This is a genomic window from Arsenicicoccus piscis (assembly GCF_022568835.1).
GTDB classification, from domain to species: domain Bacteria; phylum Actinomycetota; class Actinomycetes; order Actinomycetales; family Dermatophilaceae; genus Arsenicicoccus; species Arsenicicoccus piscis.
Map to the genome: position 1 here is coordinate 74,073 of NZ_JAKZHV010000005.1, position 19,033 is coordinate 93,105.

Here is a 19,033-nt window from a genome sequence, read left to right on the forward strand (position 1 = left end):
CCGCACGGGAGCGTCACGATGAGCGACCCCGATCACGACCACCTGGGCGTCGACGAGCTCCCGGCGCAGGTGGAGCGGGTCCTCGACGTCGCGGACCAGATCCCGTCCGGGATGGCGCTCGCCTACGGCGACGTCGCGGAGCTGGCCGGGCGCGGAGGACCGCGGCAGGTGGGCCAGGTGATGTCGCGCTACGGATCGCTCACCTGCTGGTGGCGGGTGGTCCGCGCCGACGGGAGCCTGCCCGATACGCTCACCGACCGGGCCCGGCCGCACTGGCTCGAGGAAGGGACCCCGCTCGTCGGCGGCCCCGTCGACGGTCGGCGCATCGACCTGCGGCTGGCCCGCTGGGACGGGGGCGGGCACGACGGTCACCGCGGGCGGATCCGCCCTGGTGAGGAGGGTCTGTCAGAGGTGCGTGGTCTGATCGACCCATGGTGAGCATGAGACGAGCCCCGGCGCTCGGCGTCGGCGGTGACGGACCCGGAGGCGGGGTGCGCCTCGACGACGACCAGCGTGCGGTCATCGCCTGCGAGGCACCGGTCGTGCGCGTGCTGGCAGGCCCCGGCACCGGCAAGTCCACCGTCGCCGTCGAGCTCGTCGCCGACCGGGTGCGCCGTGGCCTCGTCGCGGCCGACCGCGCCCTGCTGCTCACGTCCTCCCGGCTCGCCGCTGCCGACCTGCGCGAACGCGTCACGGCCCGCCTCGGCACGACCACCACCCAGCCACTCGCTCGGACCCACCAGGCGCTCGGGTTCGGGATCCTGCGCCGGGCCGCGGTGCTGCGCGGCGATCCTGTCCCGGTCCTGCTGAGCGGGTCCGAGCAGGACACGATCCTCAAGGAGCTCCTGGCCGGCCACGCCGAGGGGGCAGTCCCTGGCCCGCAGTGGCCGGAGGGTGTGCGAGAGGCGCTGTCCACCAGGGGATTTCGCGCCGAGCTGCGTGACCTGCTGATGCGCGCCGTCGAGCGCGGGCTGGAGCCCGCCGACCTCGCGCGCCTCGGCCGCGTCAAGGACCGGCCCGAGTGGGTGGGCGCTGCCGAGGTCTTGCTCGAATACGACCAGGTCACGGCCTTCTCGCGCCCGGGTGCCTACGACCCGGCGTGGATCCTGTCGGCCGCCGCCGACCTGCTCCTCGACGACCCCGACGCCCTCGCCCGCGTCCGCGAGGACGTGGGCCTCATCGTCGTCGACGATGCCCAGGAGCTCACGGTCTCGGCAGCCCGCCTGCTCCAAGTCATCCTCACCGGCCGGTCCGGCCGCCGCGGACGCGCCCTGCCCAGCGGTGCCCCCCGGCCCCAGCTGGTGCTGCTGGGCGACCCCGACAGCACCGTGCAGGGCTTCCGCGGAGCCGACCCGACGCTGCTCGCCCAGGGCTGGCACGACCTCTTCGGCGACGGCGCCGAGCTCGTCCTGCGCCGGCTACACCGTCAGCCGCCGGAGCTCGCGGACGTGACCGCCCGGGTGGCCCGGGCGATCGGCGCGGTCGGTGGTGCCTCCCACCGGGTGGCACCCCGCCCACCTGCCGAGCGGCCCGACGGCGTCCCGGCCACCTCGCCGGCCACCACAGCCACCACCACACCTTTCACCACCGCCACCACCACGCCAGCCACCGCCTCCTCCATCCCGCCTGCCACCACCCCCACCACCGTGGCGGCTCCCACCAGCGCGGTGGAGGTGGCGCTGCTGCGCAACGTCGCCCAGGAGGCGGCCTTCCTCGCGGCGCGGCTGCGTCGGGCGCACCTGGTCGACCAGGTGCCGTGGTCGCAGATGGCGGTCGTCGTGCGCGGCGGTGGCCGGGTCGCCGCTCTGCGCCGGGTGCTGGCCGCGCAGGGCGTGCCGGTCGCGGCGGCCACCACCGAGATCCCGCTGCGCGACCAGTCCGCGGCCCGCGCGCTGCTCCTGCTCCTGGACGCAGTCCTCGGCCTCGCCCGTGGTGAGGACGACCCGCTGGACGCCGACCGCGCCGCCGACCTCATGGGCTCGGTCCTCGTCGGTCTCGACGTCGTCGCCCAGCGGCGCGTGCGACGAGCGGTTCGTCGTGCCCGGGCGGGTTCGGTCGGGGACGCCACCGAACGCCCGGGTCCAGCGCGTGACGAGCTCGTCACGCTGCTCCTCGCCGACCCTCAGCTGGACGCCCTGGACCTGGACGCCCTGGATCTCGACGCCCTGGACCTTGACGCCCTGGACCTTGACGCCCACTTGATCGAGGCCGTGGCCCGCCTGCGTGCGGCGCTGCGCAGCGGGGTGCAGGCGGCAGCGCGAGACGGCGACGGCTGGCGCGCCGACACCACGGCCGAGCAGGTGCTGTGGGCCTGCTGGTCCGCGCTGCAGCTGGCCGAGCCCTGGCGTCGCTCCGCGCTCGCCGGGGGCGCGTCCGGGGCCAGGGCCGACCAGCACCTCGACTCGGTCGTCGCCCTCTTCGCCGCAGCCGAGTCGTTCACCGAGCGTCTGCCCGGCGCCGGTCCGCAGGCGTTCGTCGACCAGATCCTCGCCCAGGATGTGCCGGCCGACTCCCTGGTGGCAGCGGCACCGACCGATCACGTCCTCACGCTCACCACCCCCGCCGGTGCGGCGGGGCGGCAGTGGCGGGTGGTCGCCGTGTCCGGGCTGCAGGAGGGCGTCTGGCCCGACCTGCGGCTGCGTGGCTCGCTGCTCGGGTCCGAGGAGCTCGTCGACGTGGTCGCGGGCCGCGACGGCACGGTGCAGGCGGCCCAGCGAGCGGTGCGGGACGACGAGACCCGGCTGCTCCACGTGGCGGTCAGCCGGGCGACCGAGCGGCTGCTCGTCACGGCCGTCAGCAGCGACGACGAGCAGCCCTCCGCGTACCTCGAGCTGATCGACCCCCGTGACGACGAGCACCCGCGTCCTGTGGCGCACCTCCCGAGACCGATGTCTCTCGGTGGCATCGTCGCCGAGCTGCGCCAGCAGTGCCTGCACGTCGATCCCGAGGTCCGCGGCGCTGCGGCGGACCGGCTCGCGCTGCTGGCACGCGCGGGCGTCGCCGCCGCGGACCCGGCGACCTGGTGGCCCCTGCGCGCACTGAGCGACGACCGCCCGGTGGTGCCCGACGAGGGACCGGTGCGGGTGTCGCCGTCCCAGCTCGAAGGCTTCGCCGAGTGCTCGCTGCGCTGGCTGCTGCTCAGCCGCGGCGGCGACGCGGCGGCCAAGCCGACCGCAGCCCTCGGCACGCTGGTCCACGAGATCGCCGCGGAGCTCGGTGACGCCGATGCGGCGACCTACCAGGCCGAGCTCGATCGCCGCTTCGACGAGCTGGGCCTGCCGCCCGACACGTTCGCCACGCGGCACCAGCGCCGACGGGCCGAGCAGATGCTCGAGCGGCTGGCGACCTACACCACCACCTTGCAGCAGGCCGGCTGGCAGCTGGTGGGGCACGAGCTGGACGCCCGGTTCGACGTCGGCCGGGCCCAGGTCCGAGCCCGCGTCGACCGGCTCGAGCGCGACGACGAGGGACATCTGCGGGTGGTCGACCTCAAGACCGCCGGCACCCCACCGGCCGACACGACCATCGCGAGCAACGCCCAGCTCGCGGCCTACCAGGTGGCCGTCGAGGAGGGAGCCTTCGACGAGCTCGTCGGTCGTGCGCGCTCCGGCGGAGCCGCTCTGCTGCAGCTCGGCACCAAGGCCAAGTCGCACAAGGTCCAGCACCAGCCACCGGTGGCCGCCGCGGACGACCCGCGCTGGGCGCACGACCTGCTCACCGAGACGGCCGAGCAGATGGGTGGCGCGGCGTTCGGCGCGCGCGTCGGTCCGCACTGCCGCTACTGCCAGGTCAAGAGCTCCTGCCCACTTCGCGCCACGGAAGACGAATGATGCTGCACGCCAACGCTATTGCTGCGGCTCTCGGGCTGCCGACGCCGACCACCGAGCAGGTCGCGGTGATCGAGGCACCGCTGGCCCCCGTCCTGGTGGTGGCCGGAGCCGGGTCCGGCAAGACCGAGACGATGGCGGCGCGGGTCGTGTGGCTCGTCGCCAACGGTCACTGCCGGCCCGACGAGGTCCTCGGGCTGACGTTCACCCGCAAGGCTGCGGGCGAGCTCGCCGAGCGCATCGGCCGGCGGTTGCGTCGGCTCGAGCAGGTGGGGCTGTGGACCCCCGCAGCCGATGACCCGGCCGTCGCCCCGACCGTGTCGACCTACCACTCCTACGCCGGCCGACTCGTCGGCGAGCACGCGCTGCGCCTCGGCCGGGAGCCGGGCGCCCGGCTGCTCTCACCCGCCTCGACCTGGCACCTGGTGCAAGGTCTCGTCGAGCGGTTCAGCGGTCCGCTCGACACCGTCGGCGCCGGCAAGGTGCCGGCACAGAGCACCGTCGTCGAGGCGGTGCTGCACCTCGCCGGCGAGCTCGCCGAGCATCTGCGCGAGCCGGCCGAGGTCACGGCCTTCCTCGACACCGTCATCGCGCACCTGGAGTCGCTGCCGCCCAAGGACCCGGGTCGGCGCACCCCCCGGACGGCTCCTGCCAAGGAGCTGCTGCGCGAGCTGCGCCTGCGCCGCGAGGTGCTGCCCCTGCTCGTCAGCTACGAGCGCGCCAAGCGCGAGTCCGAGTCGCTGGACTTCGCCGACCAGATGGCGCTCGCCGCTCAGCTCGCCCGAGCGTTCCCGGACATCGCCGCGATCGAGCGGCGCCGCTTCCGCGCGGTCCTGCTCGACGAGTTCCAGGACACGAGCGAGGCCCAGCTCGTCCTGCTGAAGGAGCTGTTCGGTGCGCGCGTCGACGTCACGCTCGACCCCGTGCCGGTGATGGCGGTGGGCGACCCGCACCAGTCGATCTACGGCTGGCGCGGGGCGAGCGCAACGACCCTGACCCGCTTCCCGCGCGAGTTCGCCCAGCACGGCACGCCCGCCGCCGTCCTCACCCTCTCGACCAGCTGGCGCAACGACACCGAGGTCCTCGCGGCCGCCAACGTGGTCGCCGGCCCGTTGCGGTCGGCGAGCAGGGTGCCGGTGCCGCCCCTCACTGCCCGGCCGGGCGCGGACCAGGGACACGTAGAGATCATCGTCACCGACACGCTCGAGTCCGAGGCGCGACGCATCGCCGAGTGGATCCTCGCCCACCGCTCACCGGACGACTCGGTGGCCATCGACTCTCCTGCGCGCAGCGCGGCAGTGTTGTGCCGCAAACGATCTCAGTTCGCCGAGGTCGTGCACGCGCTCGAGGAGGTCGGGTTGCCGGTCGAGGTCGTGGGCCTCGGCGGGCTGCTCCACACGCCCGAGGTCACCGACGTGCTGGCCCTCCTGCACGTCGCCCACGACCCGACCCGCGGCGACCACCTCATGCGTCTGCTCTCCGGCCCGGTCGCCCGGCTCGGTGCTGCCGACCTCACCGGTCTGTCCGCCTGGGGCAGCGAGCTGCGTCGGCGCTCGACGTCCGAGGACCAGCCTCGCGGTGACCTCAGCCTCGTCGAGGCGTTGGACGACCCGCCCCCGGTCGGCTGGGTGGGGCCCGGTGGTGAGCACCTCGGCGACACCGCCCGAGAGCGCGTGCTCGGGTTGCGCGGGGTGCTGCGCCGGCTGCGGTCGCTGTCCGGGCTCAGCCTGCCGGAGCTCGCCGAGGAGGCCGAGCGGGCGCTCGGCCTCGATGTCGAGGTGCTCGCGCGCCCGAGTGCGACCCCCACGACCGCGCGCACCCACCTTGAGGCCTTCTTGGACGTCGCGGCCGATTTCGCGGCGGCCTCCCAGCGCGCCTCGCTGGGCCCGTTTCTCGCCTGGCTGGAAGCTGCCGAGGAGCACGAGAACGCCCTCGAGCTCGGCACCCGAGACGTCAACCCGGAGGCCGTGCAGGTGCTCACCGTCCACGCGGCGAAGGGTCTCGAGTGGGACCTCGTCGCCGTGGCCGGCCTGGAGGAGACCGGCTTCCCGACCTACACCGGCAGCGCGTCCTACCGCGGTGACGCCTGGCGGGTCGGGCCGCCCAAGGACAAGGCCTGGCTCCTCGGCCTCGCCGACCTGCCCTTCGACCTGCGCGGTGACCGGGCCGGACTGCCGTCCCTGGACTGGCGCGGGGCCGGCGACCTGTCGACGCTGTCGGACCGCATCGACGAATTCGTCCTCGCAGCAGGCGAGCACGCGATCGTGGAGGAGCGACGCCTCGCCTACGTCGCCTTCACGCGCGCCCGGCACCGGCTGCTCCTGACGGCCGCGGGGTGGCGCACCGGGCGGCGACCACGGCTGCCGTCCCGGTTCCTGACCGAGGTGCGCGACGCCGGGGTGGGGGAGGTCCTGCAGTGGTGGGACCCCCCGGTCCCGACCGAGGAGGAACCCGTGGAGAACCCGCGCCTCGCCGACGAGATCATCGGCGCCTGGCCGGTGCCGCCGTCCACCGCACCGGGGGTGCTGGCCCTGCGTGCCCTCGCCGTCGAGGTCGACACCCGGCTGGTGTCCGATCAGGCGCACGAGCCGGCTCCCTACGGCGACGGGTCGTTGGACGCCGAGCTCGAGCTGCTCCTCGCCGAGCGGCAGGACCACCAGCGCCGGGTCGCTCGCGACGTCGTGGTGCCCCGCCACCTCTCCACCTCCGCCGTGGTGGCGCTCGCCAGCGACCCGGAGGCCTTCGCCTCCTCGCTGCGTCGACCCATGCCCGCCGCGCCGGCCACGGCCGCCCGCCGCGGCACCGACTTCCACGCCTGGGTCGAGGCCCACTACACCCAGGCGGCGATGCTCGATCTGGCCGACCTGACCGAGCCGGCCGCCTGGACTCTCGCCGCCGATGGCGCCGGTCCGTCCGAGGCTGACCAGCTGGCGAGGATGCAGGCCAACTTCCTCGCCAGCGAGTGGTCCGGCCGGTCGCCCGAGGCCGTCGAGGTCGCCGTCGAGACGGTCGTGGATGGCCTGGCCATCCGGGGGCGCATCGACGCCGTGTTCGCCGACCCGGACGGGCTGGTCACGATCGTCGACTGGAAGACCGGGGCGCCGCCGCGGGGCGCGCAGGCCCAGGCCCGCGCGGCCCAGCTCGCGGCCTACCGGCTCGCGTACGCCCGGCTCCGGGGCCTGCCGCTCGACCGGGTCCGGGGCGCGTTCTTCTACGCCGCCACCGGCGAGACGGTGTGGCCCGAGCTGGTGGACGAGGCCGGCCTCAGCGCTGTGCTCGCGGCGATCCCGGATCGATGATGTCGCCGGTGGTCGCCTCCGGCTGGTAGGCCTTCGGCGCCACTTCGACGGGACCCGGCGCCGAGCGCTCCGCCAGCGCCTCGGTGCGCTCGGTGCGCTCGGTCGACTCCGCCGCCTCAGTCGGCGCCGTCGGCTCGGCCATGTCCTCGTCCTCCAGCTCGTCCAGCTCCTCACCACCCGGCGCGCTGGGCCGGGTGGTGAGCACCTGGGGCTCCATCAGGTCGGCGCCTGCGGTGCGCTCGTCCAGGTCGGCCAGCGCGGCCGACAGGGTCTCGACGAGGGCGGGGTCGCCGTCGGCGCGCGCCCTCGACAGCCGCGCCGCTAGCTCGAGCTCGGCGGCCAGGCGGGCGCGCGTGACCAGGCCCCGGTCCGGCCGGTCGGTGCGCGCCGCCGCGTAGGCCTCGAGCACGGTGTCGAAGGCGTCCGCGGGCGCGTTCGCACACAGCAGCGCGAAGTCGTCGGCGGGATCACCCACCTGCGCGTGGTGCCAGCCGGACACGGCCACGACCTCGCCGGTGGCGCTGTCCTCGTCGTCGGCGAACGCCACGACGACGTGCGCCCCGTGCAGCGGGCCGTGGGTCGGCGTGGGGGCGAAGCGCCACAGCGTCACCGTGTCGAGCGCCCGCTCCCAGCGGGCCAGGAGCCGCGGCGGGACGTGCCCACCGGCGGCGGCCTGGTCCAGCTCGGCGAGCCGGCGACGGCGGCAGCCCTCGGCGTCGTAGACCGGCACCCCCGCCTCCTCGTAGACCGCGGGGTCCAGCTCGTGGATCGCGGCCAGCAGACGCCCGAGGGTCGCGGCCAGACCGGGCCCGGCCGGGAGGCTCTCGAGGGCGAGCTGATGACCCTCGCGGTGCGGGTGGACGGCGGCCCGACCGACGCCCTTGACGGCGGCGTACCCGCTCGGTCGGGGCACGTCGAAGGGCAGTCGCGCGTCGAGCAGCGGCAGCAGGGTGTCGGGGAGGTCGAGCGCGGCTCCCTGGGCGGCACTGCGGGGGACGACGACGTGCCAGGTGCGCCCCTTGGTGTCCGTCACCAGCGCCTGGTCCACGCCGGGCTCGTCGGTGTGCAGGCCCGAGACGGAGACCGGGTCCAGGTCGCGCACGGCGGCGCTTGCCAGGGCGGCGAGGGTGAGGGGGCGACGGCTGGGGGAGCTCACGGGCTCCACGGTACGTGCCGCACGGCGTCTACAGTGTGAGCGTGACCGGAGCGCCGCGCCAGGACCCCTTGCTCGCCCTGAACCGGACCGCAGTCGACCGAGCGTCGTGGCGACGCAGCGAGGCTTCCCTACAGGAAGGCCTGCTCGACGACCCCAGGACTGCCGTGCTCGACGTCCTCGGCGATCGCGTGCCGATGCGGGCCCGCGACGGTGCCGAGAGCTACGGTGACGCCACCCTCGTGCTGCGCGCCCCGCGCCCGAGCGACCGGGACCTGGTCACGGTCTACCTCGGTGAGGACGACGACGGCCGGCACTATGTCGCGGTGCTCCACGACGAGTCGGGCGAGCGGGCCGAGCAGCTCGTCGACCTCCCCGCGCAGGGGGTCCTGCTGGACCTGCGCGCCGCCGGCGGGATCCTCGACGACGCCGGGGCGGGCCTCGCGACGACGGCCATCGCCATGGCGCACTGGCACCGCACGCACCGGCACTGCCCACGCTGCGGCGCGCGGACCGAGGTGGTCCAGGCCGGCTGGGTGCGCCGCTGTCCCGTGGACGGCGCCGAGTCGTATCCCCTGACCCATCCGGCCGTCATCATGGCCGTGACCGACCCGGACGACCGGCTGCTGCTTGCCCGCGGCGCCCAGTGGGCGGCCGGCCGGATGAGCGTGCTGGCCGGCTTCGTCGAGCCGGGGGAGTCCCTCGAGTCCGCCGTCGCGCGCGAGGTGCGCGAAGAGGTCGGCGTGCGCGTGCGGGACGTGCGCTACGTCGCCAACCAGCCCTGGCCCTTCCCGGCGTCGCTGATGTTGGCCTTTGCCGCGCGGGCGGACGACCCCCGGCTCGTCCTGGACCCGGGCGAGATCGCCGAGGCGCGCTGGTTCAGCCGCGCGGACTTCGCTGCGGCGATCGACCAGGGTGAGCTCGCGGCACCGAGCGGTGTCTCGGTCGCGCGGCACCTCATCGAGGGGTGGTTCGGCGGGCCTGTAGAGTCCCGCACCTGGTGACCGGCTTGGTGACCGTGGGCGTCAGCCCAGACGCGCCTGCACCTGCTTGATCGACGGGTTGGTCTCGACGCTGCCGTCGGGGTAGAGCACGGTGGGCACCACGGCGTCCCCATGGTTGACCTGCTTGACGAACGCCTCCGCGTCGGGGTCGCGCTCGATGTCGACCAGCGTGGCCCCGATGCCCTCCGCGACCAGCTGCTGCTCCAGCCGCCGGCAGAACGAGCACCAGCCGGTCCGGTAGACGACGACCTCGCCGGCCGGCGGGTAGCGCTTCGGGTCCAGGTACGGGTGGTCGGCCATGGGGCCATTGTGCCCCCTGGGTCTGTCAGTGGGCTCAACTACCATCAGCGGCGTGACACCGTCCCCCGATGAGCTGCTGGCCGCCCTCGATCCCGAGCAGCGCGACGTCGCGGCCAACCCGCGCGGGCCGATGTGTGTCCTCGCCGGTGCAGGGACCGGCAAGACGCGGGCCATCACGCACCGCATCGCCTTCGGTGTCGCGAGCGGGGTCTACCAGCCGCAGCAGGTGCTGGCCGTCACCTTCACGGCGCGGGCTGCGGGCGAGATGCGCACCCGGCTGCGCGGGCTGGGCGCTCCCGGGGTCCAGGCGCGCACGTTCCACGCCGCCGCCCTGCGTCAGCTGCACTACTTCTGGCCGCGCACCATCGGAGGCGCCGCCCCCGAGATCCTGCCGCACAAGGCGTCGGTCGTCGCCGAGGCCGCCGCGCGGCTGCGCCTCCAGCTCGACCGGCCCGCCCTGCGCGACCTCGCCTCCGAGGTCGAGTGGGCCAAGGTCAGCCTGCTCACCCCTGACAGCTACGCCACGGCAGCGCGGCGCGCCGGTCGCGAGCCGGCCGGCATCGACGTGACGACCGTGGCGCGGCTGCTCCAGGTCTACGAGGACCTGAAGGTCGACCGCGGCGTGATCGACTTCGAGGACGTCCTGCTCATCACCGCCGGGATCCTCGCCGAGCACCCCGACGTGGCCGCCGAGGTCCGCGGGCAGTACCGCACGTTCGTCGTGGACGAGTACCAAGACGTCAACGCGGTCCAGCAGCGGCTGCTCGCCCTGTGGGTGGGGGACCGCGACGACGTGTGCGTCGTGGGTGACCCGGCCCAGACGATCTACTCCTTCACCGGAGCCACGCCCGAGCACCTGCTCGGGTTCACGAGCCGCTGGCCGGGCGCCCGCACCGTCACGCTCGTGCGCAACTACCGCTCCACCCCGCAGATCGTCTCCCTCGCCAACACCGTGCTCAAGGCGCAGGGGCGCGCAGGCGCGTCGCCGCGCTCGCTCGTCCAGCTGCAGGCTCAGCGGGACGCCGGTCCGAGGCCCGTCCTCGAGCGGCACGACGACGACCAGGCCGAGGCGCGCGAGGTCGCCTCGGCGATCAAGGCCCGCATCGCACGCGGCGTCCCGGCGAGCGAGATCGCCGTGCTCTTTCGCACCAACGGCCAGTCCGCGGCGCTGGAGTCGGCGCTCGCGGAGGCCGACGTGCCCTACCTCGTGCGCGGCGGCGAGCGCTTCTTCTCCCGGCGCGAGGTCCGCGACGCGGTGGTGCTGCTGCGCGGTCAGGCGCGGGCCGACGACGGCTCGGTCCCGCTCGGCCGGCTCGCACGCGACGTGCTGAGCGGGGCCGGGTGGTCCCCGGAGCCACCTCGAGCGGGTGGCGCGACCCGCGAGCGGTGGGAGTCGCTGCAGGCGCTCGTGTCGCTGGCCGACGACCTCGCTGCGACGAACCCGCAGGCCCGGCTGCCCGAGCTGGTCGCCGACCTCGCAGAGCGTGCGTCGGCGCAGCACGCCCCGACGGTGCAGGGCGTCACGCTGGCCAGCCTGCACTCGGCCAAGGGCCTCGAGTGGGACGTCGTCCACCTGGTCGGCTGCTCCGACGGGCTGCTGCCCATCTCGATGGCCGAGGGACCGGAGGCCATCGAGGAGGAGCGGCGGCTGTTCTACGTCGGGGTGACCCGGGCCCGCCGAGAGCTCGCGCTCAGCTGGGCCGCCTCCCGCAACGTCGGCGGTCGGGCGTCACGGCGCCCGTCGCGCTTCCTCGACGACGCCGTAGCCATCCTGGGCGAGGGAGCGCGCTCGGCACCTCGCGGTGGACGCGGCTCCGGAGGGCGCGCCAAGGCCGCCAAGGTCACCGGGCCGGTGCGCTGCCGCACCTGCGGCACCGAGCTCGAGAGCGCGGCTGAGCGCAAGGTCGGCCGTTGCACGGGTTGCCCGCCGAGCTACGACGAGGCGACCTTCGAGTCGCTGCGCACCTGGCGCCGGCTGGTCGCTGCCGAGGCGAGCGTCCCCGCCTACGTCGTCTTCACCGACGCCACGCTCACCGCGATCGCCGAGCGCCGCCCGCGTGACCTCGGCGCGCTGGCGGGGGTGAGCGGTGTCGGCGCACGCAAGCTCGAGCTCTACGGCACGCCGGTCCTGAAGATTCTCGAGGGCGCCGATCCGGACGAGATCGATACGGCCGCAACGGAATCCGTCTAGCCGGCCTGGCCCAGCGACACCCGTCTCGACGAATATCGGTTAATTCCGTTGCCCCCGCGAGCGCGCCGGGGCTACGCTCGCAATCACGTCAGCGGTCGACCCCGGCCGTGACCGCCAGCAGCTGCTTCCCGCAGCACCGGAGCACCACCACAGCAGCACCCGAGCCCCGTGAGGAGGGATCTCTCGATGATCAGCACCTTGATCTGCGCCACCGGCATCGCCTCCGCGACGTCCGGCGCCGTTGCGCGTCGCGCCGAGATCGCTGCCACCTGGCCGTGCGCCGCGCTGGCCGTCACCGCTCGTCGCGACGGAGCCGATCTCTCGGCTCGTCGCCGTGGCGTCGCCGCCGTCAAGCACGTGGGCTCCGCCCCGTTCTACGGCACCCCCATGTCCACCCGTCTCGTCGTTTCCACCGACCTCACCCGACCACCGGTCTAGCCACCACCAGACCTGGTCAGCCTGAGGGCCGCGGATCCGACACCGGATCCGCGGCCTTCAGGCTTTTTCGGCCTCTCCCGGGTCCACCCCACCCAACCGCTCACCACCCACCCGAACCCCGAGCACGTCCGAGAGGAACCGACGATGTCACTGAGCATGCTGATCGACCAGCGCCAGCAGGCGCTGATAGCCGGGGCGTCGATCCCCTGCCAGGAGAACGACGCCGAGATCTGGTTCGCCGACACCCCCGAGGGTGTCGAGTTCGCGAAGATGCTGTGCGGCGACTGTCCGCTGCGCGAGGCCTGCCTCGATGGCGCCCTGCAGCGCGCCGAGCCGTGGGGCGTCTGGGGTGGCGAGCTGTTCGTCCAGGGGCAGGTCGTGGCCCGCAAGCGGCCGCGTGGTCGGCCGCGCAAGGACTCCGTCGCGGCCTGACCGGACGGCCGGCCCCCTACGCTGGGTGCGATGACGAACGAACCGGACCAGCGTGGCGACCACCCGGCACCGCGACCGACGCCGCAGCTGATGCAGTGCAGCAGCTGCGGCGTCGACGCGTCCAGCGAACCTGGCGGCCTGGCCGCCGCCCGCGTGACCTGGACCTTCGGCACCGAGCGCGGCCGGACCGTGTGGACCTGCCCGGCGTGCAGCCGCCGGCACGCCCGCAGCATGGAGGGGCGCCTCGACTCCGCGTGGTGGTAGCCGCTGACCCGTGGTGGTAGCGGCCAGGTCGTCGTAGCCGCTGCTCAGCCGGCCACCGCCACCGACGTCTCGTGCGCCGGGCACGCCGGGTGTCGCGACCAGTGCCGATGGAGGATATGCGGCACCGGGCCACCCAGCTCCAGCGACAGCCCGTCGGCCACGAGCGGACCGTCGAGCACGGCCGCGCACACCACGCCCGCCAGGCTGGTTGCGACCGCGTCGGCCCCCACCGGGCGGTGACCGCCGTCCGGCAGCACCTGGGCGAGCTGGGCCAGCAGGCGCGGCCAGGCCGGGTCGCGATCACGGCGGGCGAGGTCGAGGCAGCGGGGGCAGGGGCCGGCCACGCCGTGGTGGAGCGGCCCGACGACGACCCCGCCGTCGCGCGCGACGACCGGCAGCAGCGGATCGACCCGCCAGTCGACCCGGGACGCCTGATGGGGGTCGATCGCGCCGTCGGCGGTGAGGACGACGACGCGCCGAGCGCGCGAGGCGAGGGGCTCGACGGCCTCGAGCTCGAGGTGGTGACGCACGTCGGCCCGGGGCAGCGCGGTGGCGAGCTGCTGGGCGATCGCGCTCGGCAACGGACCGCGCCCGATGACCAGCAGATCGAGCTGCTCGGCCCGGCGCCGGGCCTGCTCGGAGGTCAACCAGGGCCTGCAATGCCCGTCGTGGGCCTCCTGCGGGCGGTGCGCGGGCCGGTCTACCCAGTGCAGGACGTCGGCGCGGCCCAGCAACGTGAGCAGCGCTGCAACGCGCGTGCTCGGCTGCTGCCGGGCGTGGCAGATCTCGTCCAGCTCTGCGACGGTGCTCTCGGCGGCCAGGGCGGTGAGCAGCGCGAGGTCCAGGTCGTCGATCTCGTCCACGACGACAGCGCGTGGACCGAGCCCGATCTGGATGCTCGTGGCCGAGCGCCGGACCAGGCGCCCGGCGAGGCGAGGCTGAGGAGATGGCGGGACGTGCGGGGTGGACACCGGGCCTCCTGCGGGAGTGTGAGCTGGAAGTCGCATCCTGTCACGCGCAAACGCAGGCAAACAGCATCAAAGTTCATCTGTGGACAGCGCAGCGGTCGGACGCGGGGAGCTGTCACCCGGGCCGTGGCATGACGATGGGGCGCGACCAGGTGGTCGCGCCCCATCGGATCAGGTTCGGCTGGGTCAGGCCTTGCCGAGGATGCGGTTCAGGTTCGTGCCGCACTCGGGGCACTTGCCCTTGGCCATCCGGCGTCCGTTCGTCTCCACGATGTTGCCCTCGGCCTCACGCTTGGCCTTGCACTTCACGCAGTAGAACTCGCCCTTGTAGGTGTCGGCCATCTCGGTCTTCTCCTTGTCGTTCGGATCGTCTGAGTCGATCAGGGGACTTCGCTCACCATAGAGCACACACGCACGGATTCTTGGATCTCCCGCCCGCCGATCGTCACGTGCCGTGCGTGATTTCCTGTGACAGAAAGTGATATCTTGCCGAGGGTCCGCCGGCTACGGCGTAGATTTCCGCCATGGACGGAGGGGAGCAGGAGGAGCAGCCGCAGGTCGAGGTGCGTCGCAGCGCTCGCCGCAAGCGGACGGTGAGCGCCTACGAGGAGGGCGGTCGCACGATCGTGCTGATCCCCGACCGGTTCACCGCCGCAGAGGAGGCTCAGTGGGTCTCCCAGATGCTCGGTCGGCTGGCGGCCCGCCGGCACCGGACGCCGCGTGGTGATCAGGAGCTCCAGGAGCGGGCCCGCGAGCTGTCCCGGCTGCACCTCGGCGGCCTCGCCAAGCCGACCTCGGTGACCTGGGTGGGCAATCAGACCACGCGGTGGGGCTCGTGCACCCCGGCGAGCGGGACCATCCGCATCTCCACACGGCTGCAGCAGATGCCGTCGTGGGTGCTCGACTACGTGCTGGTGCACGAGCTGGCGCACCTGCTCGCACCCGGCCACGGCAAGGACTTCTGGGCGCTCGTGCGCAGCTATCCACGCACCGAACGAGCCCGGGGCTACCTCGAGGGCTTCGTGCACGCCGAGCGGGGGGTCGTCTCGCCCGACGACGAGCCGTCGGGCGAGGGGCTCGAGGACGACGTCGAGGACAGCTGAGCCAGCACCTGCGCCGGCCAGCTGAGCCGATCAGCCCCGCAGCGAGCGCACCCGCTCGACCAGCCGGGGCAGGTCAGCCCCGCACGGCTGCGGCAGCGCGTCGGCCGGCCACCACGCGACGTCGAGCGACTCCGGCGACACGACCGGCGGTTGCGCCGAGCCACCGTGCGCCACGGCGACGAATCGCAGGTCGAGGTGCTCGCGGCACCGGGTGAAGCCGTCGCCCAGCGCATGCCGGTCCAGCTCCACCAGCTCCGGTCGCACGACCAGGTCGGCCAACCCCGACTCCTCGCGCGCCTCGCGGGTGGCAGCGCTCAGCAGGTCCGCGTCGCCCGGCTCCAGGTGACCGCCGAGCTGTAGCCACATCCGGGCCTTCGCGTGGTGCGTCAGCAGCACCTCGCGCAGCGCCGGACCCACCGCGTCGACGACCAGGACGCTCACGGTGAAGTGCTCCGGCGGCCCGCCTCGACTCATCGCATCGGGGTGAGCCCGCAGCTGGGCGACCAGCTCGTCGCGCAGCCGCTCCTGGTCGGCGTCGGGCGGGGCCCAGCCGGTCAGCAGCGCCAGGGCCTGGGCGTGCAGAGCAGCGAGGGCATCCGGTGCGCCCGAGTCGTCCGAGCCATCCAGGCCGCCCGGGCTGCCCGGACTGCCCAGACCGCCCAGCGTGGGCGCGGTGCCGAGCCCTGGGGGAGGAGGGAGCGTCACGGGTTCCTCGGGCCGTCTGACGAACCATCCGCCGGGCCGTCCGCCGGACCGTTCGACGGGTCGTCGTCGGGCGTCTCGTCCGAGGCGCCGGTCTCGGTGCCCTCGAGCCACGCCGCGAGCGCGGCGTCGAAGTCGTCGCTCGCGCCCTGCTTGACGCGCTCGACGAAGCCGAGCGGGTCGTCCAGGTCGGCGCTCGTGGGAGCGACGTCGGGGTGCGCCCACGCACTGTCCCGCAGCTCGGCGCCGCCCTCGGACTCGAGCGCGGCGAACAGGTTCGCGGCATCACGCAGCCGTCGGGGCCGCAGCTGCAGCCCGACGAGCTGGGCGAAGATCTTCTCGGCCGGCCCGCCCGTCGCGCGCCGGCGGCGCACCGCCTCCCCGAGCGCCTCGGCCTGGGGCAGGTGCGGTCGGGTCGCCCGATCGGCGACCACGTCGACCCAGCCCTCGACGAGGGCGAGCGCCGTCTCGAGCCGGTCCAGGGCGCGGCGCTGGGCGTCGCTCGGCTCGGTGGCGAACAGGTCCGTGCCGAGCGCCTGCTGCAGCGCCGCCGGGTCGCTCGGATCCAGGCCCTGCACCTTGGCGGCGATCGCGTCGACGTCGAACGAGATGTCTCGCGCGTAGGCCTGCACCGCCGAGGTCAGCGCGGCGGCGAGCCACGGCGCCGCGGTGAACAGGCGCGAGCGGGCCGACTCGCGCGCGGCGAGGTAGAGCCGAACCTGAGCAGGGTCTACCTCGAGCCCTTCGCTGAACTCGGCGATCGACTGCGGGAGCAGCGCCACGGCGTGATCGGACAGCAGCGGCAGGCCGACCTCGGTGCCGGACAGCACCTCGCCGGCGAGCGTCCCGACCGCCTGACCGGTCTGGGCCGCGAACATCATGGCGCTCATCCGCTGCACCATCGGACCCATCTGCGACATCAGCATGGAGGGGTCGGTGCCGGGCGGGATGGCCGGCATGCCGGGCACCGAGCCGAGCTGCTCGAGCCCGCCGTGCTCGGCGAGGTCGTCGAGCTGTCCGCGCATCGCGCTCGTCATCGCGCCGGTGACACCGTCGGCGACCGGGCCGACGAGCTGGATCCAGGCGGGCATGGTGGCCTCTACCCACTCCGCCCGGCTCCACACCTGCGGGGCCGCGGCGGCCGCCTCGAAGTCGGTGGCCTGGTCCAACCACAGCTGGGCCACGTGGACGGCCTCGCCCAGAGCCTTGCGGTCCGCCTGCGAGACGCTAGTGTCACCGCTGGCTGCCGTCACGCGGCGGGCCATGTCGGTCGCCTGGGCCGGGTCGAGCGGACCGTCCGGGGTCGGCCCGCTGAACATCGCCTCCATCTGCTGGCGCACGATGGCGAGCTGGGCCGGGTCGAGGTCCATCCCGCCCATCGCGGAGAGGGCGGCCTTGATCTGGGGGTTGTCCACGATTGACGGATCACCCACCAGGTCGGCGAGCATCTTGGCGAGCTCGTCCGGGCCGGGGCGCGAACCCTCGTCGTCGGGGTCGGGCAGGGCGGGGTCGGGAGGCAGGGAGGACACGCGGGTGCTCCTTCGTCGCATCGAGGTCGTTGCCTCTCAGACAACCACGGGCGGCCTTCCACAGTTCCCCGCAGTCCGTCCCGTAGACCCCTCGCCACGGTGGAGGTGCCGCGCCGGCGGGGCAGGGGCAGCGCGCCGGGTGAGGAAGGCTCAGCGCTGCGTGAGAAGATCACGGGCGTGACTGCCCCCTCGGCCCGCCGCCTGGTCGACCTTCGCGACACCGCGCTGTCGGTGGCGGAGGCGACCGACTTCTGCCGCGACCCCGGCACCGGAGGCCTGGTGACCTTCGTCGGGGCGGTGCGCGACCACGACGCCCCGCACCAACTCCAGCACGACGCCCCGCAGGGCTCCAGCCGACCCGGCCGGCCCGACCAGCACGGCTCAGACCGGCCCGACCAGGTCGTGATCGGTCTCGGGTACTCGGCGCACCCGAGCGCCCGGGCAGCGCTCGACGCCGTCGTCGACCGGGTCGCAGCCCTCCCCGGGGTGCGCAGCGTGGCCGCCGTGCACCGGGTCGGCGAGCTGGCGGTGGGGGACCTCGCGGTCGTCTGCTGCGTCGGTGCGGCGCACCGGGGCGAGGCGTTCGACGCCTGCCGCCAGCTGATCGACGACCTCAAGCAGAGCGTGCCGATCTGGAAGCACCAGCGCTTCGCCGACGGCACCGACGAGTGGGTGGGGCTGCCGTGAGCGGCGCGTCCACCCGACCGCCGGCGGCCCCCACGCCCGAGCCGACCCCGGGCGCGGCCACACCCCCCGCCACCCGGCTCGGCCGGCGCAGCTGGACCTGGCTGATCGCCTCCCTCGTGACGATCGTCGTCCTGGCCGCGGCATCGTTCATCCCGTTGCCCTACGCCATCCTCGGCCCCGGCCCGGTCATCAACACCCTCGGCAACGCCCAGGACGGCAAGCCGCTGGTCACCATCACCGGCCGCGAGCAATTCCCCACGTCCGGAGCCCTGGACTTCACCACCGTCTCGGTCCGGGGTGGCCCGAGCTACCCGGTCAACGTGTTCGACCTGATCGGGGCGAAGATCGACGGCGACCAGCAGATCGTCGACGAGGCGACGGTGTTCCCGCCGAACAGCTCGAGCGAGGACATCAAGGCCGAGAACGCCGCCCAGATGGCCGGTTCCGAGCAGAACGCCATCGCCGTGGCCCTGCGTCGCCTCGGCTACACGGTGCCCGAGAAGGTCTACATCGCCCAGGTCCCGAAGGGCTCGCCCGCCGAGGGCAAGCTCGTCGCCGGCGACCAGGTCGTCGAGGCCGCGGGCCAGCAGGTGGCCGGGTCCGATGCGCTGCGCGCCCTCATCACCCGGGCCAAGCCCGGCGAGCCGTTCACCCTGGTCGTCGACCGGTCGGGGGTCCGCAAGACGGTGACCACGACCCCGACGAGCATCGACGGACGCACCGCGATCGGCGTCCTGCTGGGCGTCCGGTTCACCTTCCCGTTCCAGGTGGCGATCAACGCCGGCGACGTCGGTGGGCCCTCCGCCGGCATGATGTTCGCGCTCGCGGTCTACGACAAGCTCACGCCGGGCGCTCTCACCGGCGGCAAGACCATCGCCGGCACCGGCTCGATCAGCCCCGGCGGCACCGTCGGCGCGATCGGCGGCATCGACCACAAGCTCGTCGGTGCGGCCGCCAGTGGCGCCGACTACTTCCTCGCCCCGGCGGGCAACTGCTCCGAGGTCGTCGGCCACGTCCCCGACAACATCAAGAGGGTCGTCAAGGTCTCGACCTTCTCCGACGCGCTCACCGCGGTGCAGGCCATCGCGGCCGGCACGGCCGACACCCTCCCCACCTGCGGGTAGACCGCCCCACGC

General features: G+C 74.1%; 17 protein-coding genes. 11 read left to right on the plus strand and 6 right to left on the minus strand.

What is annotated here, in order from left to right; translation table 11 throughout:
- Positions 1-18 precede the first annotated feature (18 nt).
- From MM440_RS10685 to MM440_RS10695, 3 genes are read left to right on the plus strand one after another with little or no spacing between them, the layout of a single operon-like run.
- Complete coding sequence (locus MM440_RS10685; protein ID WP_241444289.1) at positions 19-438, plus strand: MGMT family protein; 420 nt, start codon at positions 19-21, stop codon at positions 436-438.
- The gene (locus MM440_RS10690) at positions 432-3,830 is read left to right on the plus strand and encodes a UrvD/REP family ATP-dependent DNA helicase (RefSeq protein WP_241444290.1); all 3,399 of its coding nucleotides are present in this window, start codon (positions 432-434) and stop codon (positions 3,828-3,830) included. The genes MM440_RS10685 and MM440_RS10690 overlap by 7 nt, the downstream gene beginning before the upstream one ends.
- Positions 3,827-7,126 carry an ATP-dependent DNA helicase gene (locus tag MM440_RS10695; protein ID WP_241444291.1) on the plus strand — a complete coding sequence of 1,100 codons (3,300 nt, stop codon included), beginning with the start codon at positions 3,827-3,829 and terminating at the stop codon, positions 7,124-7,126. The genes MM440_RS10690 and MM440_RS10695 overlap by 4 nt, the downstream gene beginning before the upstream one ends.
- Here MM440_RS10695 and MM440_RS10700 read toward each other — a convergent pair.
- Positions 7,092-8,282, minus strand: a complete 1,191-nt coding sequence (locus MM440_RS10700) for a phosphotransferase (protein WP_241444292.1) — start codon at positions 8,280-8,282, stop codon at positions 7,092-7,094. The genes MM440_RS10695 and MM440_RS10700 overlap by 35 nt on opposite strands.
- Before the next feature lie 41 nt (positions 8,283-8,323).
- Between MM440_RS10700 and nudC the strand changes: the two genes are divergently transcribed.
- Entirely contained in the window at positions 8,324-9,283 is a 960-nt protein-coding gene (nudC, locus tag MM440_RS10705) for an NAD(+) diphosphatase (protein ID WP_241444293.1), read from the plus strand.
- Between the two features lie 21 nt (positions 9,284-9,304).
- On the opposite strand, the gene MM440_RS10710 is transcribed toward nudC, so the two are convergent.
- Positions 9,305-9,583, minus strand: coding sequence for a glutaredoxin domain-containing protein (locus MM440_RS10710; RefSeq protein WP_241444294.1), 279 nt, complete (start codon positions 9,581-9,583; stop codon positions 9,305-9,307).
- Here MM440_RS10710 and MM440_RS10715 point away from each other — a divergent pair.
- The 4 genes from MM440_RS10715 to MM440_RS10730 all read left to right on the plus strand — a co-directional run bounded on the left by MM440_RS10715 (position 9,582) and on the right by MM440_RS10730 (position 12,908).
- The gene (locus MM440_RS10715) at positions 9,582-11,774 is read left to right on the plus strand and encodes an ATP-dependent DNA helicase UvrD2 (protein ID WP_277626586.1); all 2,193 of its coding nucleotides are present in this window, start codon (positions 9,582-9,584) and stop codon (positions 11,772-11,774) included. The two genes, MM440_RS10710 and MM440_RS10715, sit on opposite strands and share 2 nt — an antisense overlap.
- Before the next feature lie 186 nt (positions 11,775-11,960).
- Positions 11,961-12,212, plus strand: coding sequence for a hypothetical protein (locus tag MM440_RS10720; RefSeq protein WP_241444296.1), 252 nt, complete (start codon positions 11,961-11,963; stop codon positions 12,210-12,212).
- A 144-nt stretch (positions 12,213-12,356) separates the two neighbouring features.
- Positions 12,357-12,644, plus strand: a complete 288-nt coding sequence (locus MM440_RS10725; protein ID WP_241444297.1) for a WhiB family transcriptional regulator — start codon at positions 12,357-12,359, stop codon at positions 12,642-12,644.
- A gap of 30 nt (positions 12,645-12,674) precedes the next feature.
- Entirely contained in the window at positions 12,675-12,908 is a 234-nt protein-coding gene (locus MM440_RS10730) for a hypothetical protein (protein WP_241444298.1), read from the plus strand.
- 44 nt (positions 12,909-12,952) lie between these two features.
- Here the strand turns inward: MM440_RS10730 and MM440_RS10735 are convergent, their stop codons facing one another.
- On the minus strand, positions 12,953-13,879 hold the full coding sequence (locus MM440_RS10735) for a hypothetical protein (protein WP_241444299.1): 927 nt from the start codon (positions 13,877-13,879) through the stop codon (positions 12,953-12,955).
- 183 nt (positions 13,880-14,062) lie between these two features.
- A complete protein-coding gene (locus MM440_RS10740) occupies positions 14,063-14,218 on the minus strand; it encodes a DUF5679 domain-containing protein (protein WP_019287526.1) in 156 nt (51 codons plus the stop codon).
- 182 nt (positions 14,219-14,400) lie between these two features.
- Here MM440_RS10740 and MM440_RS10745 point away from each other — a divergent pair, with 182 nt between their 5' ends.
- Positions 14,401-14,979 (plus strand): M48 metallopeptidase family protein, encoded by a 579-nt coding sequence (locus MM440_RS10745; protein WP_241444300.1) that lies wholly within the window; start codon positions 14,401-14,403, stop codon positions 14,977-14,979.
- A gap of 30 nt (positions 14,980-15,009) precedes the next feature.
- Here the strand turns inward: MM440_RS10745 and MM440_RS10750 are convergent, their stop codons facing one another.
- The gene (locus tag MM440_RS10750; RefSeq protein ID WP_241444301.1) at positions 15,010-15,684 is read right to left on the minus strand and encodes an NUDIX hydrolase; all 675 of its coding nucleotides are present in this window, start codon (positions 15,682-15,684) and stop codon (positions 15,010-15,012) included.
- The gene (locus tag MM440_RS10755) at positions 15,681-17,210 is read right to left on the minus strand and encodes a zinc-dependent metalloprotease (protein WP_241444302.1); all 1,530 of its coding nucleotides are present in this window, start codon (positions 17,208-17,210) and stop codon (positions 15,681-15,683) included. Before MM440_RS10755 ends, MM440_RS10750 begins: the two co-directional genes overlap by 4 nt.
- 177 nt (positions 17,211-17,387) lie before the next feature.
- Here MM440_RS10755 and MM440_RS10760 point away from each other — a divergent pair, with 177 nt between their 5' ends.
- Both MM440_RS10760 and MM440_RS17370 read left to right on the plus strand, forming a co-directional pair.
- The gene (locus MM440_RS10760) at positions 17,388-17,897 is read left to right on the plus strand and encodes a molybdenum cofactor biosynthesis protein MoaE (protein ID WP_241444303.1); all 510 of its coding nucleotides are present in this window, start codon (positions 17,388-17,390) and stop codon (positions 17,895-17,897) included.
- A complete protein-coding gene (locus MM440_RS17370) occupies positions 17,894-19,021 on the plus strand; it encodes a YlbL family protein (RefSeq protein WP_241444304.1) in 1,128 nt (375 codons plus the stop codon). Before MM440_RS10760 ends, MM440_RS17370 begins: the two co-directional genes overlap by 4 nt.
- Positions 19,022-19,033 lie beyond the last annotated feature (12 nt).